The organism is Candidatus Margulisiibacteriota bacterium, from assembly GCA_028706105.1.
Taxonomy (GTDB): Bacteria; Margulisbacteria; Riflemargulisbacteria; order GWF2-35-9; family DYQY01; genus DYQY01.
Map to the genome: position 1 here is coordinate 1 of JAQWCF010000062.1, position 11506 is coordinate 11506.

An 11506-nucleotide genomic window follows, 5' to 3' on the forward strand; every position below is an offset into this window, starting at 1 on the left:
TTATTTTCAGGCGGTTTATAATTCTGACCGAGGACCTGCAGTTAACTACAGAATAGCAGTTACTACTCAAAATGAGTTTGGTATTAAGGATTTTGTTTTTTGGGGAGAAAATACTGCCAATATGGTTTTAGACACTGAGCTTTCTATGAAAATATACTATCCACTTAGCAACACAAAATTTACTAATGATAATTGGTTCCCCTTAGAGTGGAAAGTTTCCTATAATTGGGGAATTTCTTTTCGAGATGGAGGTGGTAGTTGGAGTCCTACTGCTAATTCTTCTTTTAGGGTTTTTGATGCTACTGCGCCTATTATTCATGTGGAGGGTGCTTCAAGTGAATTGCTATTGTGGCACAATACAACGAAAAACTGGATGGGCTTGTTAACGATTAACATTACTCATTCCGGTACTGCAAAGTTGGATCAAGGTTACTACGTGTATGAAGGTGTTACTACGCAGATTCCTTCCTTAAACGGTGAGGGAAATGTTATCAGGCAACTTTCTGTCAGCTTTTCTGTGCTCAGTGAAGGTGTAAATCCTGTAACAGTTGTCGTGAGTGATAATGCTGGCAATGTGACCTATAAGGTAATTTCAATCAACAAGGATACTCAACCAGCCACTATCAATGTAAGTGCGAACTTATCTTCCCATGATTATTTTCAGAATTGGATAACAAGGGATACTCCTTTTTATGAAACTATTAGTATTTCTTTCTATGATATGGGGTCCTCAGACTTAAAGGCTATTAGTGTTAGCTTAGTTAATGAAAACAGGAATTATCAGAGGTGGCTTAACCAGAATATTAATAGTCATTCTTATGTTAGTCCTTGGGGTTTTGACTGGTTAGAGATACCAGAAGGTCGTAATGAGCTTTGGATTTCCATAATTGATAATGCAACCAATACCAGAAGTATTATGCCTCTTCAAATAAGAAAAGATCTAACGCCTCCTTATATTTCCAAGTATTTGCCAACAGCCTCTTATGAAAACAGATGGTTTAGTTCTAATAGTGGGCATCAAACAGATGGTGTCTATAATAGAATTAATTTGCAAGAAATTGACATTGATTTTGTTGATACGCAATCTTACGTAGAAAATATTCAATATTTTGTTTCTAATAATAATACGATTATTGCTAGTGGCAGCATATTAAGTCAGCCACCTGTTTCTTCCTATAACATAAATTGGAGCATTCAATTTACAAGTTTTAATGATGGCTACAATGAAGTGTATGTTTCTTTTAATGACCAAGCTGGATTCAGTGTGTATGAGAAAGTGTTTTATTTACAAAAAGATACTGTGCAACCTCAGCTTTCCATAGACGCAAGTGCAAGTAATACTGAATACTTTGGTAAGTGGTATAGGTCTACCCCTAGCTTTTTGGCTACGATTAATTTTGTAGCTTCAGATAATTTGTTTTCTCGCCTAAATAGCGTTGGGTATTATGTCAAAAACGCTGCGGGCACAGTAGTGTTGGCAACACGTTATCTTTCTCAAAACATGAATACCTCTAGTTATTCCTTTAGTTTGAGCAATATTCCTTCAGCTGATTATATGATGCATGGAACCAACAATTTCTGGATAGTGTTAAAAGACAACGCTGGAAATCCATACGAACAAAAGATTTTTTCTTTTCAACGAGATATTCAAGCGCCAGTTTTAGATGGGAAAGAAAACATGAAAGGTTCGACCTATGGTTCTTGGATGAACTATTACCCTGACTGGGTAACAAAAAATAACCCCTTAGGTTTTAGTGATGCAGAGAGTGGCATTAAAAAAATGGAATACTTCGTGTCTAATAACGCTATCAAGAGTTGGTTTAATATTGCAAACCTTAATGGCTCTGCTAACTATGCTGCTAACTTATGGATAGTATCTTCCTCAGTGTTAACAGAAGGAGTTAATGCAATTGTCGTTTCTAGAGATGATGTGCTCGGCAATAGTGCGTTTGACGAGTTTGTTGTAAAGCTAGACTTTACTTCTCCTAACTATCATTCATTGGAGAGTTCTAAAGATCCAAAGTTTGATTATTGGTATAACGAGAATAGGGACAGAAGTTTTCTCGATAATATAATCGTGACTTTTTCAGATTCAGGGCATTCCTTACTGTACACTATTGCTTATAATGTGAATGGTGGCGAGTGGCGTTATTTGCCAGGGGTATCTCAAGGAAATAGCTCTAACTATACACAACAATGGGGAATTAATTGGTTACACTTAAATCAAGGTACTAATGATATTAAGGTTAAGGTAGTAGATACCGCTAGAAACGAGAAAGTGTCTCCTGTGTTATTTTCTATTAAAAAAGACATAACTTCTCCCAACGTGATTAGTAGCGAGGACGTAAATGATCCTAAATTTGATAGGTGGTACCCTCTTGATCCAAATCAAAAGCCTGCTTGGTTAACTGAATTAAGAATAACTTTTAATGATGAAGGGTATTCTAATTTAAGAGCAGTTACCTTAAATATTTTTAATCAAACAACTAGGATAAACAAGAATTACCCGTTAGTTGTCTCAGGAAAAACTTATTACTTGGGATCTTCGTTTAGTTGGGGTTGGATAGACGAAGGCGTCTGTGATGTCTATGCAACTATGGAAGATAATGCTGGAAACATACAAGATACTAGCAAGTTGTTCACAGCAAAGAAAGATGTAACAAGGCCATCTTTTGTTACAGGTTCCAATGTTAATGTTTTTAATGGTTGGCATCAAAAATTTTCTCCTACAATCCCTACGATAGAGGTAAGTGGGGTAACTTTTACTGATTCAGGTGGCTCAAGTTTAAATTATATAGGATATATAGTAAAAGTTTTGACAGGAGGAATGCTTCAGTACGATATTTCTAAAAATATGAATACTGGTTATTATGATAATTCGTGGGTTCTTACAACAAATTTTTTTCAAGATGGTACAAACAATATTTACGTAGTGATTTCTGATAATGCTGGCAACATGAATTCTATAATTTATGATGCTGACCTTTTATTTACAATTAAATTAGATAGCAAAAAACCATCTTTTGATCGAAAGTTTGAATATTCTCCAAGTTGGACCAATACAACTCCCGACTTTTTTAATAATGTAACATTGAATTTTTATGACGAAGGATATTCCTTAATAAAGGATGTTTATTATTTTGTATCCAATAATAGTTGGTTCAAGTTAGTGACTATCGATGCCAATGTTAATAAACCTACTAGGAATACTAATTGGAATATTCAATGGAGCATGCTGACAAATGGAATTAATGAGATATATGTTTCGCTTAATGATAATGCTGGTTGGTCAACTGTTAGTAAGGCATTTACAGTACGCAAAGATGTAATCCCCCCCTCCTATAATAATGCAATGACCTTGCCGGTGGCGACATATAATACTTGGTATAATAAACCACAACCATGGATGAGTAGTATTTCTGTTAGCTTTACAGATGCCGGAGGCTCTGGAATTTATGGTGTGTATTATAAAGTAGACAATGCTTCAGGTTCATTTGTGGAAACGATTAGCACTAATTTTGTGGTAGGTGCTGTAGACTCTTATTCTATTAATTGGGCCGTATCGTGGGGTGTTTTAGTTAATGGAGTCAATAGTATCTCTGTGCTTGTTTCTGATAATGCAGGAACACTAACAACTTCTAATTGTTTGTTTTGGATAAAAAAAGATATAACATCTCCAGATATTTTGCATAGCATCACTTCTCAAGATTTCCAGTATTCTTGGAGGTGGTATAACCATGAGCCTGACGGAAGACCTTTTTTGTATGAGGGGATTTATTATAATGAATTCAGGCTTTCTAATATTCCTGTTTCTTTTAGGGATAGTGGAAGCTCTAATATTAAAGAAATGAGTTATATAATTGATAATGCTGGCGAAGTTATTTCTTCTGTTAAATTTGAGAACAAAAGTTATTTGGCTTTTCAAAATTGGGGGATGGATTGGACCTTATTTAAAGAAGGAATAAATAACGTAAGAGTCTCTGTTACAGATAACGCGGGCAACAACTCTAGAAGCGATGTTCTTTTTAGTATAAAAAAAGACGTGAGCTTGCCTAGCTATAATATTATTAGTTTTAATTTTACTCCGACTGAGAGTTATACTTCTACAACTCTTAATTGGATGAGAGTTAACAGTAGTAATAATGACTTTATTTTTTATGATCAAAACCTTTCAAAAATTAAAAGAGTTTATTATAAATTTAAGTTGGGCAACTTGGAAGCTATTAAGAATGTTTATTTTTCGGCTACCAGAAATGAGCATGCGACTTATGATAGAACAATTGCTTCTTTTGACTTTTCATTTTCTAGTGCTTTTGAAGGTTCAAACGAAATCTATCTTGGGGTAGAAGATTTTGCTGAAAATAAAACAGAATACAATGTATTGATTGCCTCTTTTAATAAAGACACCAAAGTTCCAACAATTGACAAGAGTGGGCTAAGCTGGGGTAATACTAGCTCTTGGTTTAGTGTTACACCTTCATGGTGGGAGACAATGTCGGGTATTTCTTTTAAAGATACTGGTGTTTATACCGAATACTCAGGTTTAAAGAAAATAGAGTATGCAATTTATCATAATGATAAATTCTTTTTGACCACTAACATAAAAGACGATTTTCCTCCAAGGACACAAGTCTATAATGGAGGATGGACTATCCCGTGGTCAAAAATTACTTCTGACCTGAATATTATTAGTGTTTCTGTTACAGATTATGCTGGAAATTCAATTAAGGAGGAGTTATTTAGAATTAATAAAGATGTTTTAACTACAAACATTGTGGTTGTAGTTCCTTCGTTATCATCACAAGATTTGTGGTACAAAGAAATTGAGCCATGGATGCAAAACATTAATATAGATTTTCACGACAGAGGAATGTCCCTCATAGATAGGATTGATTATGTGGTGTCTATTAATGGGCGTTTAACAAGAAATGTAGTTTCAGAGTACACAATACCTTCAAATAATTTTATACAAAACTGGTCAATAAGTTTTGGTGTTCTAGCTGAAGGAGCTAATGATATTTTAGTCTATGTTTCCGATAATGCTGCTAATTTGGTCACCACTAATGTCCTTTTTTATATCAAGAAAGACACTCAAGCTCCTAGCTATAATGTTACAGATAATTCATTTAACACCTCTGCCTTTTCTCGTTGGTATAACACAACTAACATTTATGATAGATTACCGTTAAAGGTTTTTGACTTAGGATTTTCGGGGTTAGAGAATATTGGTTTATTGTTATTTAATGGTGTTACTTCTAGTATTGTTATTTCTTCTTCGATGGGGAATTATTCTGGAAACTTCTCTTCTATCACCACTGATTGGTCGAGGTTTGCTCCAGGAGCAACAGAAGTTAGGCTTAAAGCAACAGATAATGCAGGTAATGTCCTGTTTTCAGACGTGCTTTTCACGATTAGAAAAGACCAGGCTGTTCCTTCTTGGAGTTATGCGGGGGCTCATGATGAGGAGTCGCTGTTATGGCACGGGAAGGCTCCAAACTGGTTAAATAATATCCAAGTAAGCTTTAATGATAGTGGTGGCTCTAATATCTCAACTGTGTCATATGCTATTGTCACAACTAACACTACATGGTTTGTAATAGATGGTGCGGTGAATCGCAATACATTTGTTGGGTGGGGAATCAGTTGGAACGCCTTATCCGAAGGGCTAAATGGTATTCGAGTTAAAGTGGAAGACGGCGCACGTAATGTAACAATGTCGCCAGTTTTATTTACAATCAAGAAGGACTCAACTTTTCCAGCAATAGATAACTCTAAAACAGTTCCTGCTTTAGCCCAAAGCAAGTGGTATAACACTACCCAGGATTGGATGTTAGGAATAACTTTTAGTGCGAGAGAAATAACCACCAATGCTGTTAATGGAGCCGTTTCATCACTTAATGGGTTAGGGTATATCGCCATGGGAAAGGAATTCATTTTGCTTCAGGAGCAGAGTCGGCTTACTTTGAATTCAGATTTTGAGCTTTCTTTTTCGGGCATCAATAATGGCGTCAACAAGGTTTTTCTTCTTGCTTCTGATAATGCTAGAAATATTACTTCAATAAATGTTTTGACAATAAATAAAGATATTGTTAATCCATTAATAATAGATAACAGAAATATTAAGATTAGTAGTTTTAATGTTTGGTATAACAGAACTCCAAATTTTTGCATTTCAGTAAATGTTGATTTTTCTGATTTGCAATATTCTTTATTGAGCCGTTCAGCCTATGTTGTTTATAATAATGATGGAACTAATACTTATAATATCTTTACAAGCACGGCAGGGATAACAGAATACAAAGATGATTGGAACATTTATTGGATAAATCTTACTAATAACATAAACACGATTGATGTTTTTGTGGAAGACCATGCTACCAACAGAGTTGCAAGCCCCGCGATGTTTGTTGTCAGAAAAGATATAATCGCACCAACCTATAACATAAGTGTTGTTTCTACAGAAAAACAGAAAAAGTGGTATAAAAAATATAATGATTACGACCCCGCCTATCAGTTAAGCACAGATTACGCTCTGATGGTTACTTTTAACGATACCGGTTTTTCAAGGCTTAAAAGTATGGATTATATTGTGGAACAATTTACTGGTAGCAAAGTTGAAAGAAATCTTGCTATGTATCAAAATCACGATGAAGCTAACAATAGTTTAAGCCCCAAATTTAGTTTGGACTGGGTTTTGTTAAGTGAAGGTATCAATACTGTTTCAGTTAGAGTTGAAGATTGGGCTGGAAACTTTACTCAAAATGAAAACTTTATAGTCAGAAAAGACGAGACAGCACCACAGTGCACATACAATTTAACCGCAGATGTTGGAACTGTTTGGCATACAATTTTACCAACTTGGGCAAAGCAGATTTCAGTTAATTTCTCGGATACAGGATATTCCCTGCTAAGCAGTGTAAATTATAAAGTAAAGAGACAAGGAGATAATATAGAGAAATTTGTTTTGATTACAGAAAACATTAATGGGATGGGCCCTTTTAGTAGTTCTTCCTTTACGATAAGTTGGGATGCCTTGTATCAAGGAACAAATTTGATTAGTTTTTATTTAGTGGATGGAGCTAGGAATACTTCAGAAACAGCTACGTTTATCCTAAGAAAAGATGATTTAGATCCAGCGTACACCATTAACGAGCCCTTTGTGCCAACTGCTGAGCAAGAGACCTGGTACAACGTAACTCCTAGTTGGACTGAGCAGAAAATGAATATTAGTTTTACTGATCCAGGCGACTATCCATCGAAACTACAAAAAGTTTGGTATGATGTTTCTACGGCTAATGGATTTAGCCGAACAATTCTTGTTTCTCCAGATTCTTATGAATCAAGCCAGCCCAATTATGCTATAGGTTGGTCTATCTATTGGAGTGATTTAGTAAACGGAACAAATTTAATTAAAGTGGGTGCTTTAGATTGGGCAGGAAATAATGTTAGTAGCTTAGCAACAGTCTTGACTATTAATAAAGATACTATTATTCCTGTAATAAGTAATAATTATTTTAAGTCTATAGAAAACGAGGCATTATGGTACAATTCAGTCCCTTTTTATGCAAAAACCATTAATGTAGGAGCCGAGGATTTTGCTTTTTCACAGCTTTTGAATATTAGATACTACGTTACGTCGCAAAATCATTATTCTGAGGAAAGGTTCAAAACCATTACAGAAAATTTGGGAGGCGTTGCAAGTTATTCCATCCCCTGGAATGTTTCTGTTGATGCTCTAGTTCTTGGAACCAATAATGTTTATTTGAGAGCAGCTGACCGAGCCGGAAACATTGCAACAACAGATAAGCTGTTCACAATAAAGTTTGATAATATTTCTCCTAGCATAGATGATTCTTTGATTGATGCAAGTGTATCTACAGTGTATTTAGGAGCAAATAACTGGTCAAAATTCTTAAATTCAATAACAGTTAATTTTAGTGATGCAGATTCTTTGTTAAGTGGAATTTGGTATAAGCTTGTTCATAATACTGGCGTTGTTACTACTGATGTTATTACAACCAATTTTAACCAAGAAAACTATACTCAACCTTTTTCTGTTTCTTGGAGTTTAGTAGGCGGGGGCACGAATGACTTGTTTGTTTGTGTGACGGATAATGCTGGAAATTATTCTGAAAAGAAAATTTTTACATTAAACAGAGACGGCACACCTCCAGGCATTGTAGTTACAATTAATACAATAGATAGTCAAGAGCTATGGTATAGAACAGCACAGCCATGGCTGAGTGGAATTAGAGTAACCGTATCAGATGACGAGTCTGGTATTGGCATGTATGGATACGAAGTAGTTACGGCTGGTAGAACTATTACAATCACCGTTACAACCTACACTGGATCGGTGGAGCATGTAAGCCATGATATTTTTAATATAAGTTGGTCCGACATTTCCAATGAGGTTCCTTCAACAATCAATGTTTGGGCAAAAGACAGGGCAGAAACACTTGCTACTAAATTTTTATTTGTCTTTAAAAAAGATATCTCTGAGCCAAGAGTATCAGTCAACGAAAAGGCAACTGCTGAGAAGTTTAATCTTTGGCTGAAGGATACATCCAAATATAGTTTTGATGCTCCAAATTCTTTGAATATTGTTGTTTATGATCCCGCGAGTAAATTAGTTTCTTTGAATTATGGATTACAGGTAGGGAAGTCTGGTGTTATCGATTGGAATCCTGTCTTTATTGCGGAAGAGGGCGTTTTAACCTATGACCAAGGCGTAGCAATTCCTTGGGAAAAAACAGGACAAGGGCAAAATAATGTATGGATAAGCGCAATAGATAAGGCAGGAAATACTCAGAACTATCAAACGGCGTTGACTATTAATAAGGATACAATAGCGCCATCTGTTCATGCAGATGCTCATTTGTATAATTTGGGCAGTAAATGGATTAGAACTCCTGAACAGTTGCCTAACCCTTATATAAATATTATTTTTTCAGACAGCAGCAGTGGTTCAGGGTTAAAAAATGTAAGATATCTTTTATTGTATGATGGGGTTACTCAAAATGAAGAGGTAATCACGAAAGTTTTTAGTAGTGATTTCCCTACAGCAAGTGTATTTTCTACTTATAATACATCTTGGACCATTGGCTGGGATTCAGTAATCAATGGAGTTAACTCATTGGTCTTAGTCCCAGAGGACTATGCTGGTAACAGGGTAACTCAATCCATTGTTTATGTTAACAGAGATTCTATTGCACCCACTGCAAACACAGCGAATTATTTTCCTGACCAAACAAAATGGTATAACTTTTCTCCATCCTTTTTAGAAAACGTTACAGTTAGTTTTCATGATTCAGGGGGTTCAAAACTTAAAACTATTTGGCATATTATTTCTAACGATTTGCTTAGAGAGTTTCAGATTTCAACTAATATTAATTCAAATAATTATCTTTCTCCTTGGAAGATAAACTTTTCTTCGCAAATAAGGAATGGTATTAATTATATTTCCTTGAAAGCATTGGATAATGCTTATAACACTACCAATTATGAGAATCAGTATACGTTCCGAAAAGATGTAGTTAAGCCAACGTATAATAATCATGAGCAGGGAGAAAGCAAGTTTGATTATTGGTACAAAGATCCACAGCCTTGGATGAGTACTATTAATATTGATTTTTTCGATACTTATTCCGGACTTTCTACGATTTCATATCTTGTAAGTAATGCAGAGGGAGTCACCTCCTGTGTAATTACTGTAAGTTTAGTTGACCAAGTTTTTGAAATAACCAAAGATTGGAAAATTAGTTGGGACAAAGTTCTTACTAATGGCTTAAATGAGGTCTTTGTAAGTTTTAGCGATTATGCTGGGAATACCCAAAATAGCCTGAGTCCAGTATTTACTATTAAAAAGGATATTATTCCTCCAATCATATCTCACAATTATACTTTGAATGCTTTTCCTAATTGGTATTATTCAACGCCAAACGGCACAACTGCAATTAACATAAGATTTTACGATACAGGCTCTAGCAACATTAGTCAGATATCGTATAATGTTACGCATCGGGATTCTTCTGTGTCCTCAAGTGTGATTGTTAGTGCAACATCTCAAGAGTCAGCATTAGCAAGTCATACTATTCCCTGGACTTTGTATTGGAAGGATTTGCAAGAAGGCATCAACACAGTTCAAGTAGCCGTAGTGGATTATGCTGGAAACTATGTTACACAGGATGTTTTTGTTATTAAGAAAGACACCGAAACACCGACAATGAACGCTACTACTACAGTTAGTGTAGCAAGCCAAAATGTTTGGTATCCAGCAATTCCTGAATGGGCAGTAGGTATCAATATTGATTTTGGGGATAATCGTGAGGGTGACTCAGGTATACGTCAAATAAGTTATCTGGTTACAACCAACATAAATAATATGGTGCATAGTAGTCAGAATAATTTTTATGTAAACACTGGAACAGCGACTAAAGACTATGTAGAAAATTGGGATATCAAATGGAGTGACCTTTTTGAAGGCACGAATAATATAACATTAATAGTAATTGATAGTGCCAATAACACTTTAACTTTAAATAATTATTTTATGATAAAGAAGGATGACAGTAATCCTTTGTGGGAACCAACAAGCAATTTTTCTGAAGCGATTTTTCAAAAATGGTTCAACGCGTCTAATCCTCCCTTAGAATCATTAAACAACGTTTCCATAAATTTTTATGATGTTTTTTCAGGGTTAAAGTCAGCTCAGCTAATAATATCTAATAATGAGGCAAACACGAAAAATGAAAGAATGCTAAGTAGTAACATATATGGTGCAAACTGGTATACCCAGTCATGGGGAATAACCTGGGATACTTTATCAAATGGGATTAACCAGGTTTATATTGAGTTAGTTGATTCTGTTAACCATTCTATCTCCTATAATGTTTTTAATGTTCAGAAAGATATAGAGACGCCTACTCTTACCGAAAACATTAATAAAAATTTTTTTAGCGGTTGGCTAACCTCTGCATCTCCTGCTCTGATTAATGGTATTGCAGTTACCCTTAATGATACTGGTGGTAGTGGTTTGCATTATGCTGAGTGGAAAATATCCGCGAATGGTATGTTTTTAGATATTCAACCAGCTCCTGAGTCCTTAAATGGTTATAATACAAAAAATGTTGGGTTAAACCTTTTTCCTGCTAACAGCTGGAAAATGATTACGGATGCTGTGAATGAAATTTTTATTAGTTTTAATGATAAAGCAGGCAACTCCACTATGCATTTTGTGCTTACTTTAAAGAAAGATACTGTAGCTCCGAGTTTTTCTATAGTATCAACAGGTTTCCAGGGGATAAGTTGGCATAGAGAAGAGCCTGTCGATTTTGGGGTTACAATCCACATTAAAGATGTTGGAGCATCAGGGATAAACAAAATAATATACGATCTGTGTCAGCCAAGGAGTTATGCAAATGAGTCATTTGTTGAGGGAAGCGTGGGTTTTCAGACTGCTTCCAGTGATTTTTTGTTTAGAATACCTATCAGCTGGAATCTTCTT

The 11506-nt window shown here is 35.2% G+C and carries 1 protein-coding gene; it reads left to right on the forward strand.

Going from position 1 to position 11506, the window contains the following annotated elements; all coding sequences use genetic code 11:
* On the forward strand, window positions 1-11506 hold an 11506-nt coding region (locus PHF25_06930), incomplete at both ends, for a hypothetical protein (GenBank protein MDD4527747.1).